The sequence below is a fragment of the Glaciecola sp. 1036 genome (genome assembly GCF_050306235.1).
GTDB lineage: Bacteria > Pseudomonadota > Gammaproteobacteria > Enterobacterales > Alteromonadaceae > Glaciecola.
This window is the reverse complement of the sequence record NZ_JBLWFH010000007.1, coordinates 201,393-220,720: the sequence shown is the minus strand read 5'-3', so window position 1 is coordinate 220,720 and position 19,328 is coordinate 201,393. Positions and strand designations below refer to the sequence as shown.

Here is a 19,328-nt window from a genome sequence, read left to right as displayed (position 1 = left end):
AATTAAGTTTTGCTTCTAAGTAAGTTAATCCGCTGAATTTTATTTTTAACTGCGTTTAGATTGGTTCTTGGGGTTTCAGGTGCATTACTGATTAATTGGCTGAGCACTTCTTCCGACAGCTCAGTGTTGTCCACATGTGCCATCATGAGTTCGAATCCAATGAAGTCTTGTAATTTGCGTAGAGAATTACGATAGCTATTGGGGAAGTGCACAGGGAAAGGGCTCGTCAGTTGCTTTTTTACTCTGACAATCAAATCGGCAACATAAATTTTATTATGTTCGAGGTTGTAAATACTGATATCTCGGTCCGTATGACCAGGCGTAGTGATAACTTGCCAATCTTGAAATTCGGGTATTCGGTCACCGTCTGATAACATCACATCAGGCTTTAACTTTGTTGAAAACCAAAGGTTACCAAAAGGCTTATTCAAACGATTAGCTACCCAGTAGGCTAGACTAATATCGACCAAATGAGAAAAACGACCGGAAATGCCAGAATACCAAGGTTTGCTCACATCTCCAGTAACAATTTTACAGCCTGATACTTCACGTAATTTATGGGCACAACCAGCATGATCAGGGTGCATATGGGTCACCATGACAACTTTAAGGTCAGTAATCGGCCGTTGCAAAACGTCTTTGAAGAAACGAATTATGTGCCTTAGATCTGCTCTACTAGCCCCATCTAATAACATACACCCGTGGTCATACTCCACAAGAAATATATTTTGGATAAAGCCCGAAATTTGATGAATCTGCATAGATGTCCGACCACTTAACAAGTCGGCTTTATCCTAACATGAAGCATCAACTTGGCTCAATACTCAGGCTTTCTTCATCTCTACAACATCAGCTTTTTCTTTTTCTAAGATATCATCCGCACTGGTACCCTTAAGCAACTTAGCGATGGATTCTTTATTTTTCGCCAATAAGATACCAAGTTCTTCAGATGTCTCTTCATCTAACTCAATTCCTTTGGAACTGATGTAATTTATCATGTTATCCGCTATCTCGAGCATTTTATCGTATTGATCAGCTTCTTTTTTATCCGTAGTAATCAATTTATCTACTCCCTTATGCTGGACCACATATTGGGTAATGACTGGCATACAGTGTCTCCCATCTTCTCTTGTCTGAAATGAATTTCTAAAATTACTATAGCATGATTACTGTATAAAAAAACAGTTAAATTGAGAGGGGTTTTGTTTATTGCCTACGATTGAGGCGAAGTTATTGTTTTAGTTCTGAAAAGCTAGGTAATTCAAAAACTGTACTAACAAGCAGGTTCATTTTTGTGGGGGCATGGTACTTTATTTATACAAAGATTGATGTATTATCAAACAAGCTGGTTTGTCCACCAGCGGAAGTAGGAGCGGTAAACGGATAAGCTAAAATGGAATTTGGAATCAAAATTGGACTGGTTATTGTCGTAGTTGTTCTCTCTCTTGTACTTTTAGTACAGCGAAAGCAATTATCACGTTATAAGTCTTCACTTACAGGTAGCATTGAACCTCAAGCTAGAGTTTCGAGGCACATTGATGCCCAGCAAATTTCAGCGCAATTAAAAGCGGTTGTCACTAACATGATCAAATCCCGCAGTGCACATCAATTTGATGAGCAAGGGTTACCGCTTTATCAAACAGATTTAAGAAATGAGATAGCCCAATTACGTTCGATCTCCGATAAGCTAGCGCGATCCGCGCCCAAAAAGCCATCACAAAATAAGACCAAACAAGCGGACTCTTCGATTTCGTTCAGACAGCATTTTTTTGAGACTATGCAAAGCCTAAGCAACTATGCACAAGCTCATCGATGCAAGTTGGTTGTAACGCAAATTGACCACGCTTATATCGACATGCCTCAAGCCTTTCTACAGAAAATTATAAGAGAACTCATACTTAACGCTATTGTCCATAACCCGTCTGGTACACAGATTACTGTATCGGGTATTGTCGTTGCTGGTAGTTTTGTATTAAATGTTAGGGACAATGGTAGGGGTTTGTCGGAAAAATCACTGTCACAAATTTATGCCCAATCAATGTTCCGTCAACCTCATTTCCGGCGCTATACAGATGCCAATTGTTTTATTGACTTACCGAGTATAATTACGGCACTTAAATCATTGGGAGGTGATTTAGAGATTGCATGTGCCTTGGACTATGGCACTTGTATTAGAGCAAGCTTTCCTCTTGCGGCATCTCAGCAAGCAGAAAACTTACCCATTGAACATGACGCATTGAATGACGTTGAAAATTACGACATCATTCTTTTTAATCCGCAAAAAAACGCTTCACATGAGCTACAACGAAAACTGAATGAAAGGCTGCGTACCCATTCGGTTAATAACCTAGATATTGTTATAAGCTTGGTTTTACAAAGAGCTCCACAATTTATTGTGTGTGACCTAGCTGCTCAGTACGGCGAAGGTATTCAATTAAAAAAAATCTTTCAGTATCAAAAGCAGTTGCGCCAAATTCCTATTATTTTCTTGGTGTCACCTATTTCTATGGAAGAAAGGCTTAATATATTGAACAGTGGTATTCACTATATTTTGGAACAGCCCGTTTCGAGTCAAGAGGTGCTGTCTTTATTGACCAATTTGATTTATGAAAACAAATTATCAGAGCAAAAAGTCGAAGAGGCTTTAGTCACCTATACCTTAGAGAATGAAGATGTTGACACCACCAATGAGCAGGACTTTCAGCAGCGTTTTTCTCAGTGTTTATCGGTGCATTTCGATAATCCCTCTTTTACTATGCAAGATTGTGCAGATCAGCTAAACATGCATGAGAAAACGCTACAGAGATATATCAGCAAATACTATCAGACGAGTTTTCGATTATATTTGCGTAAATATCGGTTAGAAAAGTCAAAATCCATGATTTTACAGGGCATGTCGGTCACAAAAGCAAGTTTGGAAGTAGGCATTTATAATCCCTCTTACTTTAGTAAGTGTTTTCGCGAAGAGTTTGGATTCTCTCCTTCTATTTTAAGTAAGCGGGTGGGGTAGAGCGCCTAGCTACTTGATGGGGTCTATTGTTCTAATACCATAAGCAAGAAAGCACTCATCTTTGGTCATTAGTTTTAGCCCTTCAGCTTGGGCTTGTGCAATCAACATTCGATCAAAGGAGTCTTTATGATGTAGTGGGAGTCTTCCCGCTTGCTGCCCATGAAAAGCAGTAATAGATAATGGGCTAAATCCTGCCTCTAGTATCGATGACTCTATATCATCCGGTGTAATTAGCTTTCCCATCTGTTGTTTAATTGACATTTCCCAAACAGTCGCTGCACTCACGTAAATCTCGTTGCTAGCGCTAGCAATACACTTTTTGGCTATTTCACCCATTCTACTGTCGCCGTTCATCCACCATATAAATGCATGAGTATCTAGTAGTATCCGTTCCATTAGATTCCAAATGTTTTCTCTATTTCATCATTGATTTCGTGGGAATCAAAATCGTCCGACATAATGAATTGGCCTTTGAATTGTCCAAATACCCTTTCACTTTTTCCCGTATACGGCACCAACTTAACCGCGGCTTTTCCTGCCTTAGCAATCACAACTTCTTTCCCAGATACAGCTAAATCGACCAGTTGTGATAATTTACTTTTTGCTTCATGCATATTCGATTGCATATGTCACCTATGACTTAGCTAAACTTAGCTAAATTATACTTCATGTTTGTGTTTTTACAAATTCCAATTAGGTTGTCATTTTCAGTACAATGATGAGTTTTTGAAGATTCCAAGTTTTTTTGACTATTTTTCATGCAGACGCAAACCGCTCAAAATAGTTCTTCAATAGTCTATTGGGTGCTAGAAAAACTAATGGCCACTTAGCGTCTGTAGTTGCAAGATGTCGGTATCGCCTTTAATAACCTTGCGTACTGCATCTTGAGTAAGGGTGCGCATACCATCTTTCATTGCTTGGTCTTTCATTTCAGTCACTGAGGCTTCTTTGTAAACTAATGCGCGTAGTTCATTGGTCATTCCCAAAAGCTCATGAACACCAGTACGTCCTTTATAGCCGGTTTCGCCGCAGGCTTCACAACCTTTTGCTTTATGTAACTGCACATTCTCATCAATATCCAGTTCATCGAACCACTCTTCCCCGTATTGACGTCGCAAAAATACAAAATCGTCTGCGGTTGCAGTGTATTTTTCCTTACAATTTGGACACAGTGTTCGAATTAGTCGTTGCGCAAGTATACCCACACAGGCATCAGAAAAGTTGACTGGATCCAAACCTAAATCTAATAAACGGGTAATAGTTTCAGGGGCAGAGTTTGTGTGCAGGGTTGATAGTACCAAGTGACCTGTAAGAGAAGCTTCAATACCCGCATGAGCGGTTTCTTTATCCCGCATCTCACCAATTAATATAATATCAGGGTCAGCACGCAAGAATGCTCTTAATGCTGCGGCAAAGTTAAATCCAATTTTGGCGCTGACTTGCACCTGTTGAAGGCCGGGCTGCGTAATTTCCACAGGATCTTCAGCTGTCCATATTTTGCGTTCAGGCGTGTTTAGATAACCAAGTACAGCATGTAATGTGGTGGTTTTACCCGAACCTGTTGGTCCTACTACCAGTAAAATACCATGAGGTTTTTTTATCATCTCTTTCAAGCGAGTCATGGTTTCAGGCATCAGGTTCATTTTTTCAATTGGCATGGCACCGCCGGTTGCCAATATACGCATGACCACACCTTCACCCGCCACAGTCGGAATAGTGGCTACCCGTACTTCTACCGGTTGTCCTGACATTTTAAATGCAAGTTTACCGTCTTGTGGAACCCGTTTTTCAGCGATGTTCAAGCCGGACATAATTTTGATACGCGCAATAACCGCGCTATGGTGACTCGCTGGAACCTGAGTTATATCTCGTATAACACCGTCCACCCGCATACGCACCCGTGTTGGTGCGCCTTTTTCTGGATCTATGTGAATATCTGATGCATTTAAACGTTTTGCATCTTGTAAAACGCGACTCACTAAACGCACCACGGCAGGCGCATCTTCAGCCATTTCATCACTGTGGTCGTCGTCTTCTTCCATAGATGTCCCGATTTCATCGAGAATTTCATCCATTTCACCTGGACCAGCCCCAGCGTTTGTTTCACCGAGATATTGCAGAATATGATTGGGTAGACTAACCGCAATTTCGTAGCTATCGATACCCAATGCACTTTCGATTTCCATTAACAAAGCAGCGTTGTTGGGTTCCAACATGAGAACCACGGGGTTTTCTCGTACGTCAGAGACGACTGCAACAAAATTACGCTTTAAATAGGATAGATTGAGCTTGCTATTGCCTTGGTGAAGATTGTAGTTATCAGGTAAGAATTTAATAAAAGGCACCTGATAGTGAACAGACAAAGCTTCACCAATGTCATCTTCATTAATTCTAGCTTCGGAAATTAAACGTTGTACGATTTGTCTGGTGTTATCCGATTGGCAATATTCATCTAGGGCTTTTTGCTGAATTAAACCGCGATGGACTAGATAATCGAACGGATTTTTGGTGCCCCCTAATTCATACCTGAACTTATTGCCCAGCATTTCAGCAATGCGGGTGGCAAGTTCGAGATCGTCACTATCAAACTCACCTTCTGCTTTATTAATAACTTGCATTACCCCCATCAATACACCTGCATTGATTACTGGGACACAAATGACATTTTCAGTTTTAAATTGACTGGCGGTATCGAATTTTTTATCAAAGCGTAATCTAAAATGGATTTGTTTTAATTGTTCATCATCGTAGGGGTCATTAATGATGACAGATTGTTGGGCCATAGCCACATATCCGGCAATCGATAGTGGGCTGATAGGAACTTTTATCTCACGAGTCTCTTTACCCGTTTTAAATCTTGCGACTAAGTCTTGATGTTGACGACGACGTTGAAATAAGGACATACGGGCAGCACCAAAGGCCTTTAAAATTAAAGGTTCTACCTCACGATAAGCAGCAGTTAAGGTCGGATGGGCCTCCAATCTGCTAGCTAATTCTGTGAGTATCCGTTGTCTGTCTGCCTGTTCGAGCATTGGTTGCTTTATCCCCTACAAAAAATAACGAGTTCAACAGGATTAATTATGCAGTTTTTCATATGTTTGTTTATCTGCACTTTGGACTAGTTTATTGCCGTTACAAAACTGAGAATTCTCTTCATAATCAACTATCGGCAGACTGACTAAAAATTTGAACAAAGAATTGTTCTTGATGAGACTTGCTAATCAAATTTTATCTGAGATAAACACGCGCTAGTATGTTAGAGGTTTAGAAATGCAGTTTTTATTGATTCACAGAGATATCTTCTTTGCCAACAATCGACTTATAGAATGTCGTAATTTCAGATGCCAATTCAGAACTAAAATACTTTTTATATAGGCGTTCGGTTTCACCTGCATATAGATTTTCAACTATCACCTTGTTAGCTTCTTTTACAAACTGATTTTCGTTAGCGGCCTGATTACACAATAAATAACCCGTTGTTGCCTTGGGTAATCCGGCAATCCCATAGGAAACAAATCTCGCTTTTGACTTGGTTTGCTCCAACCGGTCGGCTATTTCATCAGGATAAGCAATGAAATAATCACTCCGTCCTCGCATCGTCAGAGTGATAGGTTGTTCATTTATGTAATGCGAGTTGAATTTTACTATTCTCATTATTACCACAAGTCCATTTCAGTTTAGGCTAAGTCTATGTGGGGTGCAGACTAAGCAATATATCGACAGCAATATCTAAAAACAACAATCAATTTTTATGTCCAGTTACTATTTTAAGCGCACCCAACAAAGAATAAAGGCTATCCAAGCAAAATAATCTGGTTATTGTGTTGACACAGTGACCAATGCCTGTATAATTCGCGCCCACTGTCTGAGGGGCAACTCAATAAGAAACGTCAGCAAGGCATTAGTTAGTGGTTAGTTAATTAGGTCTACGAGTGTTATCACTTCTTTAATTAACTAGCAGTTATTAAATTAACAGCATTAACACTTAGAACAGAACTCCAATAGGGAGTTATCGGTTTACGCACATCTTTTCCTCCTACGAAAGAAGGGAGCGAAGAGATGAATTTTTTTGTTCTTTCGATTGGAGCTTAATCGATGGCTAATCAAAGAATTCGTATTCGTCTTAAAGCGTTTGATCACAAGTTGATCGATCAGTCTACGGCGGAGATCGTAGATACAGCTAAGCGCACTGGTGCACAAGTTAGTGGTCCAATTCCACTTCCTACACGCAAAGAGCGTTACACTGTGTTGGTTTCTCCACACGTAAACAAAGACGCACGTGATCAATACGAAATACGTACGCACAAGCGTTTAGTAGATATCATTGAACCAACTGATAAGACAGTTGACGCTTTGATGAGATTGGACTTGGCTGCCGGCGTTGATGTTCAAATCAGCCTAGGCTAAGAAGAAGAGGGTAATAACAATGTCGATTGGTCTTATCGGTCGTAAAGTGGGCATGACACGTATCTTCACTGAAGATGGTGTTTCTATCCCTGTGACTGTTATCGAAGCAACCCCAAACCGCGTTACTCAGTTACGTACTGATGAAGTTGACGGTTACCGTGCACTTCAAGTGACTACTGGCGATAAAAAAGCCAACCGCGTTAATAAAGCGGCAGCAGGTCACTTTGCAAAAGCTGGCGTTGAAGCTGGCCGTGGTCTTTGGGAGTTCCGCTTAGTTGACGGCGAAGGTGCCGACATCGAAGTGGGCAGTGAAATCACTGTTGAAATCTTCAATGACACCAAAAAAGTAGACGTAGCAGGTACCTCTAAAGGTAAAGGTTTTGCCGGTGCTATCAAGCGTTGGAACTTCAGTTCTCAGCGTATGACTCACGGTAACTCTTTGTCTCACCGTGCTCCTGGTTCAATTGGTCAAAACCAATCTCCAGGTAAAGTATTTAAAGGCAAGAAAATGGCTGGTCAGCTTGGTAACAAGCGCGTGACTACTCAGTCTTTAGAACTAGTACGTGTTGATGCAGAAAACAACCTTTTATTAATTAAAGGTGCTGTACCTGGCGCAACTGGCAGTGACGTTATCGTCAAGCCAGCGGTTAAAGCATAACGTTTGGGAGTGTACTGATGGAATTAACATTAAAAGACGCTAACAGCGCTCTTGAAGTATCAGACGCCACTTTTGGACGTGAGTTTAACGAAGCATTGGTTCACCAAGTAGTTGTTGCTTACGGTGCAGGTGCTCGTCAAGGTACTAAAGCGCAGAAAACGCGTTCAGAAGTTCGTGGTGGTGGTAAGAAGCCATGGCGTCAAAAAGGTACTGGCCGTGCTCGTGCTGGTACTATCCGTAGCCCAATTTGGGTTGGCGGTGGCCGTGCATTCGCTGCTAAGCCTCGTAGCTTCGAGCAAAAAGTAAATAAAAAGATGTACCGTGGTGCGATCAAAAGCATCTTGTCTGAATTGGTACGTCAAGAACGTTTAATCGTTGTTGAGAAGTTCGGTGTTGAAGCACCAAAAACTAAAGAGCTTCTAACAAAACTTAACGAATTAGAATTGAACGACGTGTTAATCGTAACAAGTGAAGTAGATGAGAACTTGTTCTTATCAGCGCGTAACTTGTACAAAGTTGACGTTCGTGATGTTCAAGGCATCGACCCAGTAAGCCTTATCGCTTTCGAGAAAGTGCTTATGACAGCTGATGCAGTTAAGCAACTTGAGGAGTCATTAGCATGAACGAACAACGTTTATTAAAAGTGCTATTAGCACCTCACGTGTCAGAGAAATCAACTTTGGCTGCTGAAAGTGCAAATACATTTGTATTTAAAGTAGTTAAAGACGCGAACAAAGCGGAAATCAAAGCAGCAGTTGAGAAATTGTTTGAAGTTGAAGTTGAAGCTGTTCGTACTGTTAACTGCAAAGGTAAAGTAAAACGCCATGGCCTAAGAACTGGTAAACGTAACGACTTTAAAAAAGCTTATGTTATGTTGAAAGAAGGTCAAGACATCGACTTCGTCGGTGCGGCTGCTGAGTAAGGGGATTAGACATGCCATTAATGAAAGCTAAACCCACCTCTGCTGGACGTCGTCATGTAATTCAGGTTGTTAATCCTGACTTACACAAAGGCGCTCCTTATGCACCTTTGCTAGATAAAAACAGCAAAAACGGTGGTCGTAACAACAATGGTCGAATTACTGTTCGCCATATTGGTGGTGGTCATAAGCATCACTATCGTGTTATCGATTTTAAACGTAATAAAGACGGTATTCCGGCTAAAATTGAGCGTTTAGAATATGATCCAAACCGTTCTGCAAACATTGCATTAGTGCTTTATGCAGATGGTGAGCGTCGTTACATCTTAGCGCCTAAAGGTGCTCAAGCTGGCGATGCAGTACAATCTGGATCAAATGCACCAATTAAAGCGGGTAATGCTATGCCTATGCGTAACATGCCTGTTGGTACAACTGTACACGCTATCGAAATGAAGCCTGGCAAAGGTGCACAAATTGCACGTTCTGCTGGTGCATACGCTCAGATCCTTGCACGTGAAGGTACTTACGTTACTCTTCGTTTACGTTCAGGTGAAGTACGTAAAGTATTAGCTGACTGCCGAGCAACTATCGGTGAAGTTGGTAATGCTGAGCACATGCTTCGTTCACTCGGTAAAGCGGGTGCAACCCGTTGGAGAGGTATCCGTCCGACAGTTCGTGGTGTTGCCATGAACCCGGTAGATCACCCACACGGTGGTGGTGAAGGTCGTACATCTGGTGGCCGTCACCCAGTAACTCCTTGGGGTGTTCCTACTAAAGGTAAGAAAACCCGAAGCAACAAGCGTACTGATAAACTTATCGTACGTCGTCGTAACAAGTAAAAGCGAGGATTCACCATGCCACGTTCTCTCAAGAAGGGTCCTTTTATTGACCTACACTTGCTGAAGAAGGTAGAGGCTGCAGTGGAAGCGAACGACAAGAAGCCAATTAAAACTTGGTCTCGTCGTTCGATGATTATCCCAGATATGATTGGGTTAACCATTGCGGTCCATAACGGTCGTCAACACGTTCCTGTATTTGTCAGTGACGAGATGGTAGGCCATAAATTGGGCGAATTTGCGCCTACGCGTACTTACCGTGGCCATGTCGCGGATAAGAAAGCCAAACGTTAAGGAGATATAAATGGAAGCTTTAGCTAAACACCGTTTTGCTCGTACGTCGGCTCAAAAAGCACGCTTAGTTGCAGATCAAATTCGTGGATTGCATGTAGAAAAAGCTCTTGAGCTTTTGACCTACAGCCCGAAGAAAAGCGCATCACTAATCAAGAAAGTTCTTGAATCAGCGATCGCTAATGCGGAAAACAACGAAGGCGCAGACATCGATGAGTTGACTGTTGCAAAAATCTTCGTTGACGAAGGCCCGACTATGAAGCGTATCAAGCCACGTGCCAAAGGCCGTGCTGACCGTATTTTTAAGCGTAGCAGTCACATTACTGTGGTTGTAGCGGATAACTAGGAGTAGATAATGGGACAGAAGGTTCATCCTACCGGTATACGCCTGGGTATCAGTAAGCCATGGAATTCAACCTGGTACGCTAATACAGCAGAATATGCCGACAATTTATATAGCGATCATCAAGTACGTAAGTATTTGACTAAAGAGCTTAAAAACGCGTCTCTATCTAAAATCGTTATCGAGCGCCCAGCGAAAAGCATTCGTGTGACTATTCACACTGCTCGCCCTGGTGTTGTTATCGGTAAGAAAGGTGAAGACGTAGAGAAACTTCGCAACCACATCACTAAGCTTGCAGGCGTTCCTGCACAAGTGAACATTGCTGAAGTTCGTAAGCCTGAACTGGATGCACAACTAGTAGCTGACAGCATTTCGAGTCAGTTAGAGCGTCGTGTTATGTTCCGTCGTGCAATGAAGCGCGCGGTACAAAATGCAATGCGTCTTGGTGCATTGGGTATCAAAGTAGAAGTAAGCGGTCGTCTTGGCGGTGCCGAGATTGCTCGTGGCGAATGGTATCGTGAAGGTCGTGTACCACTACACACTTTCCGTGCTGATATTGATTACGCTACCTCAGAAGCACTGACTACTTACGGTATCATTGGCGTTAAAGTCTGGATTTTCAAAGGCGAAGTATTAGGTGGTTTACCACTTACTCAGGAGCAACCAGCTCCACAGCCTAAGAAGAAAGGCCGCGGCGCTAAGCGAGAGGGCTAAATCATGTTACAACCAAAACGCATGAAATTTCGTAAAATGCATAAAGGTCGTAACCGTGGTCTTGCTATTGCCGGTGGCAAAGTAAGTTTCGGTACTTTCGGTCTTAAAGCAGTTGGCCGTGGTCGTATGACAGCGCGCCAAATCGAAGCGGCACGTCGAGCAATGACGCGTCACGTTAAACGTCAAGGTAAAATCTGGATTCGTGTATTCCCTGATAAGCCAATTACTGAGAAGCCTCTTGAGGTTCGTCAAGGTAAAGGTAAGGGTAACGTTGAATACTGGGTATGCCAAATTCAGCCAGGTCGTGTTTTATACGAAATGGAAGGTGTACCTGAGTCTTTAGCACGAGAAGCATTTGAATTGGCTGCGGCTAAATTGCCGTTTAAAACCACTTTTGTAACTCGGACGGTGATGTAATGAATGCGACAGATCTAAGAGAAAAAAGTGTAGAAGAGTTAAACGCAGAACTTTTGAACTTGCTTCGTGAGCAATTCAATCTTCGCATGCAACATTCTACAGGTCAGCTTGAAAAAACTGACCAGCTTAAAACAGTACGTCGTAGCATCGCACGTGTTAAAACGCTTTTAACTGAAAAGTCTAAAGCAGCTGCTGGAGGCGATAAATAATGAGCGAACAAAAAATTCGTACCGTTCAAGGCCGTGTATCTAGTAACAAAATGGACAAAACTATTACTGTAGTTGTTGAACGTTTCGTTAAACACCCAATCTACGGTAAGTTCATTAAGCGTTCTACTAAAGTACACGCACACGACGAAGAAAATGTATGCAACATTGGCGATACAGTAACTATTACTGAATGTCGTCCAATTTCTAAGAACAAAACTTGGAAATTAGTGAGTGTTGTAGAAAAAGCGGCTATCATCTAAGCTAATTTTTCACACATATCTTTACTAAAAAAGCCTGCTAATGCAGGCTTTTTTGTTGTTTGCAGTGAGTTGAATCTTTACAGTTTCCATTGTTCACGTTTATCAACGAAAAAATCAAGAAATGCCCGTATTTTAGCTTGGGTTGGTCGCGAAGGATGATAATAAACGTATACCTCGGCTTCTTTCCACCAGTAGTTTTCCAAAATGGGCTCCAGCCTATTTTGTCGTATGAGATCTTGCATAGTTGATGTGTTAGCTGGCGCGTTAATTACCCCCAAACCTGATTCTGCAAGTTCTAGTAAACCGGCAACTGTCTTGATTTGGCAATTAGGCATTACATAATGTGGATTGCCATCTTCTCCTCGGGTGATCAAAACGTTACTGGGTTGGTTGTGTAGATAGCCAATAACTGTATGCTTCTCCAAATCGTCTGGTGATAAGGGCATTCCCATTTTTGTTAAGTAGTCATGCGATGCAAATAAACCGTTTTCAAACGCCCATAACGACTTGCGTTTTAACCCAGGAAAACGCTGACCTAAATAGTCTCCCACAGCCCAAAATATATCGAAGTCATCTTGCAAAATATCAATTATGCCTTCGCGCACATCCATAACGATGTTCAAATCAGGATACATAGAGGTAAAGTCTGCCAACCATGGGACTAATGTATCTTTGATAACTTCATTCGATTGACAAACCACACGCAGCTCACCGGTAACTCGATCTTCTTGGTTTTGAGTCCAGCCCATCAAGTCTTGATACTGTTCTAGTAAAAGCTCTACTTTATATTTAAATGCCTGTCCAAAATCGGTGAGCTCTAAATGTCGTCTAGTACGAATAAAAAGTGCCCTGTTTAAGCTAGATTCTAAGCGTCCAATTTGCTTACTAATTGCCATAACTGTTTTAGCTTCAGATTCGGCAACTCTTGACATATTGCCTATTTCAGCAACCTTGCAAAAGATTCTTAAGTCGTTAGGGTTAAACATCGTATAAACAAATAGTTTAGTAATTATAAAAAACTAATATATATATTTAATAACAGCTAGTCGATAGGATTACCCGAATAATTTGTTTAAGGGAACCTATATGGAGATTCAACTTGGTGAGTGGATATTATTTATCACCATAATTGCTATGGTGATTTATAGTCTTTGGGAATCTGACAAAGAAAAACTTGCGGTAATATCTGGCAGGAAAACAAAAATTCAGGCCTATAAAAGCGCAATGCTTTTTATGTGGTTACCTACAGCATTGTTAATTTATTTGATTTTTATAGATGTATTAAGACTTTCAGATTTAGGACTCTATTGGCAGGGTGATATAAAAAATTGGCTTGGACTAGTATTTACTTGTGTTACATGTATCTACTTTGGATATTCGGTTTATATAGTAGCGACAAATCCTGTGGAACGTGAAGCCTTTCGCGAGGTAGTTTCTGACAATCATGACTGGATGTTACCTAGCAATAGGACCGAATTACAATGGTTTATTGGAGGTCTTTCTACATCGGCAGGGATTTGCGAAGAACTCCTTTTTCGAGGCTTTATGATAGGAGTATTGGATAGTCATATTGGATTGATCCCGAGCTTATTATTAAGCAGTGCAATATTTGGACTTTGCCACTTTTATCAAGGTTGGAAAAACGTGGTTCGTACAGGATGTATCGGTCTTATTCTAGGGGGCATTTTTATCATCACTGAATCCCTATGGGTGATAATCCTTTTGCATACAGTAATAGATGTGTATGGCGGTCTTGTAGGATATATCTTGAACAATAGTCAGCCTAATCCAACAGAGAGATATTTCCAGTAATTAGCTGGAAATATTTACAAATCATCACCTATTAACTTACCTACATTTTTGAATTACTTTGCACATATAATGATCTTTTCAAGGATTTCCGCTATAAATAGCTTATTGCGCTATGTCGCTCTCTTTTATCTTCAAATTACATACTAATAAAAAAAGGAAATGCCATGACGTTTCGTCCCTTGGTTCTATGCTCCCTGTTGTTTATGTCCAGCGTTCAAGTCCATGCTGAACAAAGTTCCCAGAATGTACTGGATTATGCCGATATTTTTGACCTTGAAACAGCTGCAAATCCTATCTTTTTAAAAGATGGCAAAAGCGTTGTCTATCAGCGCAATAGCATGGATAAAATGCGAGATGCGCCTTCAACATCCCTGTGGAAAATTGACATAAATTCAGGCCGACATGTTCCTTTGCTTAATGACTCACCAAGTTACTCAAGTCCAAGGAATCCGGTACTATCTCCAAATGGTGATCGCATTGCTTTCGTCGCTAATGACAATATGGGGGCACAAATTTACACCCTTTATTTAGACACTGGGAGTGTGACTAAACTGACGACAGGATCAGAATCGCCTAGCAGTATCACTTGGTCTCCTGATGGTTCTGCCATCGCTTTTAGCATGTTTACGCCGGTTAAGTCACAAGCTATTTTTACTGAGATGCCTGCAGCGCCAAAAGGCGCAACTTGGGCGGGAACCGCACAGGTCGTCGATAAAACCGTTTATCGTAGAGACGGACAGGGCTACGTTAAAGATGGTTTTAACCAACTGTACATAGTGCCTGCCACTAGCGGCACGCCAAGACAACTAACTGAAGGTAACTTCCATCACAACGGTGCACTAGCTTGGCATCCGAAAAAACCTTTGATTTATCTGAGCGTTCAGCGTGATGAAGATTGGGAATTGAACTTAAATCAATCAAATATTTACACCGTAAATGTAGATACAGGTGAAGTGAAGGAAGTCACAAGTTTTGCAGGACCTGAGTCTGCGCCAATTTTAACTGAAGATGGTGAGGGGCTGCTATTTGACTGGTTAAACGATCGCAAACTTGCTTATCAAAATAGCCAGTTAATGTATATAGATTTGGATTCACCAGATGAAGCTAAGTCGCTCACCCCTGATCTTGATCGTTCAATTCAAGATGTACAATACAACGGCGATGACATTGTATTTAGTTATCTCGATGCTGGTGAAACTAAATTGGCGAAAGTCTCAATGCGAGGCAAGATCACTCAAATTGATGCTTCACTAGGAGGCCAATCCTTGGGTCGTCCTTACACTAGCGGCCAATTTGCCTTGTCTGGCGACGGCGCTATTGTGTTTGTTAGCAACAATAATAATGCACCAGGAGACTTGGTATTAATTGATGGGCGCAAGCGTAAAACCTTGACCGATTTGAACAGTGATGTATTTGCACATAAACAAACTGCCGTTATTAAATCTCTAACGGTAAAAAGTACAGTAGATGAAAGAAATATTGATGCTTGGATTGCGTATCCTCCTGGCTATACCGAGGACTCTACGGAACAATACCCTTTAATCCTAGAAATTCACGGTGGTCCCCATGCGGCTTACGGCAATACCTTTTCTATGGAAATTCAGTTAATGGCCGCCAAAGGTTACGCAGTTGTATGGTCTAACCCAAGAGGTAGCTCTTCATACGGTGAGGAATTCGGCAATACCATTCACCACAATTATCCCTCAGAAGATTACAACGACCTGATGGATGTGGTGGATGTTGCGATAAATGCCGGCAACATTGATAAAGACAACTTGTTCATCACCGGCGGCTCAGGTGGCGGTGTACTTACCGCATGGAGTATCGGTAAAACCAATCGATTTAATGCAGCTGTAGTCGCCAAGCCCGTTATTAATTGGTTCAGCTTTGCGTTAACTGCTGATGCATATCCTTTCTTTACACAATATTGGATGCCTGGACTACCTTGGGAACAAACTGAACACCTTTGGAAACATAGCCCTATTTCATTGGTGGGTAATGTGAAAACGCCAACTATGCTATTAACCGGTGACGCTGATTACCGCACCCCCATAAGTGAAACTGAACAATATTATAATGCGCTTAGATTACAAAAAGTGCCTGCGGTAATGGTAAGAGTGCCTGGAGCATCTCACGGCATAGCTGCAAGACCGAGTCACTTAATCCAAAAAGTGGGTAGCATTGTGAGCTGGTTCGATCGTTACAATACCCAAAAGAAAAAAGACTAAGGATTTAGATTACGTGATAATAAATCGCGAAGAAATGACAGGACGCACCAGCGAGTACAGCTAAATGCCATAGGGCATGTGAATAATGTCGACTTTTCATTAAATACAGTGGGATCCCTGCGCTATAGCAAATCCCACCTGTTAACAATAGAGTAAAGCCTACACCCGATAGCGATTGATAAATTGGGTAAATCAAAAATAAAGCTAACCAGCCCATAATGGCGTAAGTTGTTATACTTATTTTGGGGTATTTAGGCCCTGCGATTAACTTAAAACCAACGCCAGTTAAGCCCACGATCCAAATCACAATCAAACCTACAGTACCTAAAGTTCCGTCTACCGTGTACACAAGAAAAGGCGTGTATGAACCTGCTATTAATAGGTAAATGGCAGTGTGATCGATTTTTCTCAAATAGCTTTTGTATTTGGGATGTTTTAGAGCATGATAGATAGACGAAGACAAAAACATAAAAGCTAGACTTGCACCGTAAATAGAAGTGACCACTAAATCGGAAAGTCCTTCTGCTTTAACAATAAGTGCAATGGACCCCACAATGGCAAGCACAAACCCAATAGCGTGAGAAACAGCATTAAGGATTTCCTCAAGTACAGAGTATTCGCCGGATTGCATGCTTGGAGGTTTAATCGGTAACATGATTAGTCTATCTTTAATTAGTTACTTTCAGCGTACAAGTGTACACTGAAAATCCTAGGAATCAAATGAAACATTTGTTACCTAGTACCTAGGTAAGCTAGCAATTCAAAAAATTTAAGCATAATATGGCTTTTCGGGACAATTTACGGAAGAAACTTATGAAGGCACTTGCTTTAGCATTTATCTTAACCCTGACAACCTCAGTGGTTGCCAATGAACCCATCAGATTATCTGAGCCAGTTGCTAGTGACGAAACCAGTGAAACTTTTGGCGCAGAACTAGATGCTTCAAAAGAAACAATATCACTAGAAGCCGCTATTGCATCAAATGATGTAGCAGTAGGCGAAACTATCAAAGTAGAAACTAAAATTAATAAAGTTTGCCAGAAAAAAGGCTGCTTTTTTATTGCCCAAGCAGGGGATCAAGTCATTCGAGTTTCATTTCAAGATTATGGTTTTTTCATTCCTACAGACAGTAGTGGAAAAACAGTGACTATGATGGGAAAACTCGTTGAAAAAGAATTATCTAAAGAAAAAGCCGAGCATTTTAATCAAGATTTACGTGATCAAAGCACAACTTTCTTAGCAGGTAAACAATACGAGTTTGTAGCTACCTCAGTAAAAATTCCACGGGTTTAATAAACATACTCTAACACCCCTTGTACAAACTCGCCTGAGTCCCATTCGGGCGAGCTTTTACTACTTCTGCTATTCCTTACAAGCCGTTTTCCTGCATTCGTTTAAAAAATTGAACAAAATAATCATTAAAATGTGACTTTCCCGTGATAGTTTCGTGATAACTATTTAGCAGACTTTTCCTTGATGACAATCAACACACAACTCAAGGAATCTTTTATATGAAACTCAAAACATTGTCGGCAATTGCTGCCGTTACCTTAGGTTCGTCTTTTATGGCACAAGCGGTAGAAGTCGAAGTAGGTATTACTAATCTAACTCAAGGTGTCTTTTTTACGCCTAGACTCGTTGTCGCACATACTGCAGATGCAGACCTATTCGAGGTAGGTGAAGATGCATCTATGGCACTTACCTAGTTAGCAGAAGCTGGTGTTATAGACGACGCAGATAATGCTGATTCTTCAGGTCAAAATTTCGAAGCAATGCTAGGCTCTGCCGCTACTGATAATGGTAGCAACACTTGGATGAAATTTGGCGGCTTAGTTGAACCTTCCACGACCCTTACTTACTCCTTTGACACAATGGACAAGCCTTATCTTTCACTTTTAACCATGATAATACCGAGTAATGACGCTTTTGTAGGTTTAGACAGTATTATGATTCCTACAGAACCCGGTACTTATCACTATTATTTAAATGCCTATGATGCTGGTTCTGAACTTAACGATGAATTAAATATGACCCGTACCGATATTACTGGCGTTGGTGGAACACCTTTAGGTGGTTTCGGAGCGCCAGGTGTAGCTGGTGCTGGTGCACCACCAATCGCACCTTCAATGGGAACTGGCGGTGAGGGCGTAGCCGTTAAAGTAGGTAAGGACGTTGATGGTTCTGACTTAGCGGTTGCAACAGAAGTTGTTGATGGTACCGATGGTGCCATACATATTCATCCAAATACCTTAGGTGATACATCCGCAACGGCAGGCGCAAGTGATCTCGATTCAACTGTACACAGATGGTTAAACCCAGTTGCTAAAGTCACAATCGTAGTGCCTGCGTCCTAAGTTAAGGAGAACCTGATGAAAAATTCAATTTTTAAGACGCTCATCTTAGGTACTTTTGTTACGTTATTAGCCGCCTGTGCTGGTGACGATGGTGATATAGGACCAGCAGGACCAACAGGTCCAGAAGGTCCCGCTGGTCCCGAGGGGCCAGCCGGCCCTGAAGGTCCTCAAGGACCACAAGGGCCAACCACTGGGGTTGCTACCTATAATTTGGTGGTTACTAACCTAACCGCAGGTCAACCATTCGCACCTGTGGCAGCAATTGCTCATGAACCTGGTTTTTATGCCTTTGTACCTGGACAAGCTGCTAGCACGGGGGTTGAAATGTTGGCTGAAGGCGGTGATCCATCCATGTTAGTTGATGAAGCTGTCGAAGCCATTCAATATTTAGATGCTGCAACAACCGCAGGTGTATTAATGCCGGGAAACCAGAGTCAAGTATTGACCTTGATAGTGCCGACACTTGATACGGACAATTTGCGCATCACAGTTGCCTCCATGCTAGTGGATACAAATGATGCCTTCACTGGTGTCGCTGGATTTGATATCAGCGACATGCAGCCTGGAGATTCTGTAAGCTTTACCATGGTGACTTGGGATGCTGGTACAGAAGCCAATACCGAAACGGCTGATACCATGCCTGGACCTGCAGCGACAGCTGCTGGCGGTGGTGGTGCAGCAGCTGGCTTCGACGCTCAACGTGACGATTTAATAGATGCAGTACGCATACACGCTGGCGTGGTTACTAGTGAAAATTCAATGGACCCAAGCAGTGAAGGTCTAATGACATCCGTTTTGAATCATAGTGACAGGTTTGATAATCCTACCGCAAAAGTAGTGATTACTAGAAGTCGCTAAAGAAAAAGTTAG

The 19,328-nt window shown here is 41.7% G+C and carries 25 protein-coding genes and 1 pseudogene; 18 read left to right on the top strand and 8 right to left on the bottom strand.

Features of this window, described 5'->3' with window-relative positions; genetic code table 11:
* Positions 1–2 precede the first annotated feature (2 nt).
* Positions 3–761: an MBL fold metallo-hydrolase gene (locus ACNKW3_RS12380; RefSeq protein ID WP_427399608.1), complete on the bottom strand. Its 759-nt coding sequence runs from the start codon at positions 759–761 to the stop codon at positions 3–5.
* A gap of 63 nt (positions 762–824) precedes the next feature.
* A complete protein-coding gene (locus ACNKW3_RS12375) occupies positions 825–1,109 on the bottom strand; it encodes a YebG family protein (RefSeq protein ID WP_427399607.1) in 285 nt (94 codons plus the stop codon).
* 284 nt (positions 1,110–1,393) lie between these two features.
* On the opposite strand from ACNKW3_RS12375, the gene ACNKW3_RS12370 reads away from it, so the two are divergent.
* Complete coding sequence (locus ACNKW3_RS12370; protein WP_427399606.1) at positions 1,394–3,010, top strand: helix-turn-helix domain-containing protein; 1,617 nt, start codon at positions 1,394–1,396, stop codon at positions 3,008–3,010.
* Between the two features lie 9 nt (positions 3,011–3,019).
* Here the strand turns inward: ACNKW3_RS12370 and ACNKW3_RS12365 are convergent, their stop codons facing one another.
* The 4 genes from ACNKW3_RS12365 to ACNKW3_RS12350 all read right to left on the bottom strand — a co-directional run bounded on the left by ACNKW3_RS12365 (position 3,020) and on the right by ACNKW3_RS12350 (position 6,664).
* Positions 3,020–3,406, bottom strand: a complete 387-nt coding sequence (locus ACNKW3_RS12365; protein WP_427399605.1) for a type II toxin-antitoxin system VapC family toxin — start codon at positions 3,404–3,406, stop codon at positions 3,020–3,022.
* Entirely contained in the window at positions 3,406–3,636 is a 231-nt protein-coding gene (locus ACNKW3_RS12360) for a type II toxin-antitoxin system Phd/YefM family antitoxin (RefSeq protein WP_427399604.1), read from the bottom strand. The genes ACNKW3_RS12365 and ACNKW3_RS12360 overlap by 1 nt, the downstream gene beginning before the upstream one ends.
* A 189-nt stretch (positions 3,637–3,825) precedes the next feature.
* Entirely contained in the window at positions 3,826–6,042 is a 2,217-nt protein-coding gene (locus ACNKW3_RS12355) for a GspE/PulE family protein (RefSeq protein ID WP_427399603.1), read from the bottom strand.
* A 247-nt stretch (positions 6,043–6,289) separates the two neighbouring features.
* Positions 6,290–6,664 carry a hypothetical protein gene (locus tag ACNKW3_RS12350; RefSeq protein WP_427399602.1) on the bottom strand — a complete coding sequence of 125 codons (375 nt, stop codon included), beginning with the start codon at positions 6,662–6,664 and terminating at the stop codon, positions 6,290–6,292.
* Between the two features lie 441 nt (positions 6,665–7,105).
* Here ACNKW3_RS12350 and rpsJ point away from each other — a divergent pair, with 441 nt between their 5' ends.
* Genes rpsJ through rpsQ form a run of 11 tightly spaced genes read left to right on the top strand, consistent with a single transcriptional unit; the run spans position 7,106 to position 12,064 of the window.
* Positions 7,106–7,417, top strand: a complete 312-nt coding sequence (gene rpsJ / locus ACNKW3_RS12345; RefSeq protein ID WP_427399601.1) for a 30S ribosomal protein S10 — start codon at positions 7,106–7,108, stop codon at positions 7,415–7,417.
* A 19-nt stretch (positions 7,418–7,436) separates the two neighbouring features.
* Positions 7,437–8,075 carry a 50S ribosomal protein L3 gene (rplC, locus tag ACNKW3_RS12340; protein ID WP_427399600.1) on the top strand — a complete coding sequence of 213 codons (639 nt, stop codon included), beginning with the start codon at positions 7,437–7,439 and terminating at the stop codon, positions 8,073–8,075.
* Positions 8,076–8,092: 17 nt separating this feature from the next.
* Positions 8,093–8,698 (top strand): 50S ribosomal protein L4, encoded by a 606-nt coding sequence (rplD, locus tag ACNKW3_RS12335; RefSeq protein WP_427399599.1) that lies wholly within the window; start codon positions 8,093–8,095, stop codon positions 8,696–8,698.
* Positions 8,695–8,997: a 50S ribosomal protein L23 gene (gene rplW, locus ACNKW3_RS12330; RefSeq protein ID WP_427399598.1), complete on the top strand. Its 303-nt coding sequence runs from the start codon at positions 8,695–8,697 to the stop codon at positions 8,995–8,997. Before rplD ends, rplW begins: the two co-directional genes overlap by 4 nt.
* 11 nt (positions 8,998–9,008) lie before the next feature.
* On the top strand, positions 9,009–9,833 hold the full coding sequence (rplB, locus tag ACNKW3_RS12325) for a 50S ribosomal protein L2 (protein ID WP_427399597.1): 825 nt from the start codon (positions 9,009–9,011) through the stop codon (positions 9,831–9,833).
* Positions 9,834–9,848: 15 nt separating this feature from the next.
* Positions 9,849–10,124 carry a 30S ribosomal protein S19 gene (rpsS, locus tag ACNKW3_RS12320; RefSeq protein ID WP_427399596.1) on the top strand — a complete coding sequence of 92 codons (276 nt, stop codon included), beginning with the start codon at positions 9,849–9,851 and terminating at the stop codon, positions 10,122–10,124.
* Positions 10,125–10,134: 10 nt separating this feature from the next.
* Positions 10,135–10,467 carry a 50S ribosomal protein L22 gene (gene rplV, locus ACNKW3_RS12315; RefSeq protein ID WP_427399595.1) on the top strand — a complete coding sequence of 111 codons (333 nt, stop codon included), beginning with the start codon at positions 10,135–10,137 and terminating at the stop codon, positions 10,465–10,467.
* Positions 10,468–10,476: 9 nt separating this feature from the next.
* Positions 10,477–11,178 (top strand): 30S ribosomal protein S3, encoded by a 702-nt coding sequence (gene rpsC / locus ACNKW3_RS12310; protein ID WP_427399594.1) that lies wholly within the window; start codon positions 10,477–10,479, stop codon positions 11,176–11,178.
* Positions 11,179–11,181: 3 nt separating this feature from the next.
* Positions 11,182–11,595, top strand: a complete 414-nt coding sequence (rplP, locus tag ACNKW3_RS12305) for a 50S ribosomal protein L16 (RefSeq protein WP_427399593.1) — start codon at positions 11,182–11,184, stop codon at positions 11,593–11,595.
* A complete protein-coding gene (rpmC, locus tag ACNKW3_RS12300; RefSeq protein ID WP_427399592.1) occupies positions 11,595–11,804 on the top strand; it encodes a 50S ribosomal protein L29 in 210 nt (69 codons plus the stop codon). Before rplP ends, rpmC begins: the two co-directional genes overlap by 1 nt.
* Positions 11,804–12,064 (top strand): 30S ribosomal protein S17, encoded by a 261-nt coding sequence (gene rpsQ / locus ACNKW3_RS12295; protein ID WP_427399591.1) that lies wholly within the window; start codon positions 11,804–11,806, stop codon positions 12,062–12,064. The genes rpmC and rpsQ overlap by 1 nt, the downstream gene beginning before the upstream one ends.
* Before the next feature lie 77 nt (positions 12,065–12,141).
* On the opposite strand, the gene ACNKW3_RS12290 is transcribed toward rpsQ, so the two are convergent.
* Positions 12,142–13,050 (bottom strand): LysR family transcriptional regulator, encoded by a 909-nt coding sequence (locus ACNKW3_RS12290; RefSeq protein WP_427399590.1) that lies wholly within the window; start codon positions 13,048–13,050, stop codon positions 12,142–12,144.
* Between the two features lie 100 nt (positions 13,051–13,150).
* Between ACNKW3_RS12290 and ACNKW3_RS12285 the strand changes: the two genes are divergently transcribed.
* On the top strand, positions 13,151–13,876 hold the full coding sequence (locus ACNKW3_RS12285; protein ID WP_427399589.1) for a CPBP family intramembrane glutamic endopeptidase: 726 nt from the start codon (positions 13,151–13,153) through the stop codon (positions 13,874–13,876).
* Positions 13,877–14,040: 164 nt separating this feature from the next.
* Positions 14,041–16,104, top strand: coding sequence for a prolyl oligopeptidase family serine peptidase (locus ACNKW3_RS12280; RefSeq protein WP_427399588.1), 2,064 nt, complete (start codon positions 14,041–14,043; stop codon positions 16,102–16,104).
* Positions 16,105–16,108: 4 nt separating this feature from the next.
* Here the strand turns inward: ACNKW3_RS12280 and trhA are convergent, their stop codons facing one another.
* Positions 16,109–16,759, bottom strand: coding sequence for a PAQR family membrane homeostasis protein TrhA (gene trhA, locus ACNKW3_RS12275; protein ID WP_427399587.1), 651 nt, complete (start codon positions 16,757–16,759; stop codon positions 16,109–16,111).
* A 158-nt stretch (positions 16,760–16,917) separates the two neighbouring features.
* On the opposite strand from trhA, the gene ACNKW3_RS12270 reads away from it, so the two are divergent.
* From ACNKW3_RS12270 to ACNKW3_RS12255, 4 genes and pseudogenes are all read left to right on the top strand, one after another.
* Entirely contained in the window at positions 16,918–17,397 is a 480-nt protein-coding gene (locus ACNKW3_RS12270) for a DUF4920 domain-containing protein (RefSeq protein ID WP_427399586.1), read from the top strand.
* Positions 17,398–17,615: 218 nt separating this feature from the next.
* Positions 17,616–17,810: a hypothetical protein gene (locus tag ACNKW3_RS12265; RefSeq protein WP_427399585.1), complete on the top strand. Its 195-nt coding sequence runs from the start codon at positions 17,616–17,618 to the stop codon at positions 17,808–17,810.
* Between the two features lie 12 nt (positions 17,811–17,822).
* A pseudogene (locus tag ACNKW3_RS12260) lies at positions 17,823–18,458 on the top strand (spondin domain-containing protein); the annotation flags it as partial.
* A 15-nt stretch (positions 18,459–18,473) separates the two neighbouring features.
* Positions 18,474–19,316, top strand: coding sequence for a spondin domain-containing protein (locus tag ACNKW3_RS12255; RefSeq protein WP_427399584.1), 843 nt, complete (start codon positions 18,474–18,476; stop codon positions 19,314–19,316).
* The last annotated feature ends 12 nt before the right edge of the window (positions 19,317–19,328 follow it).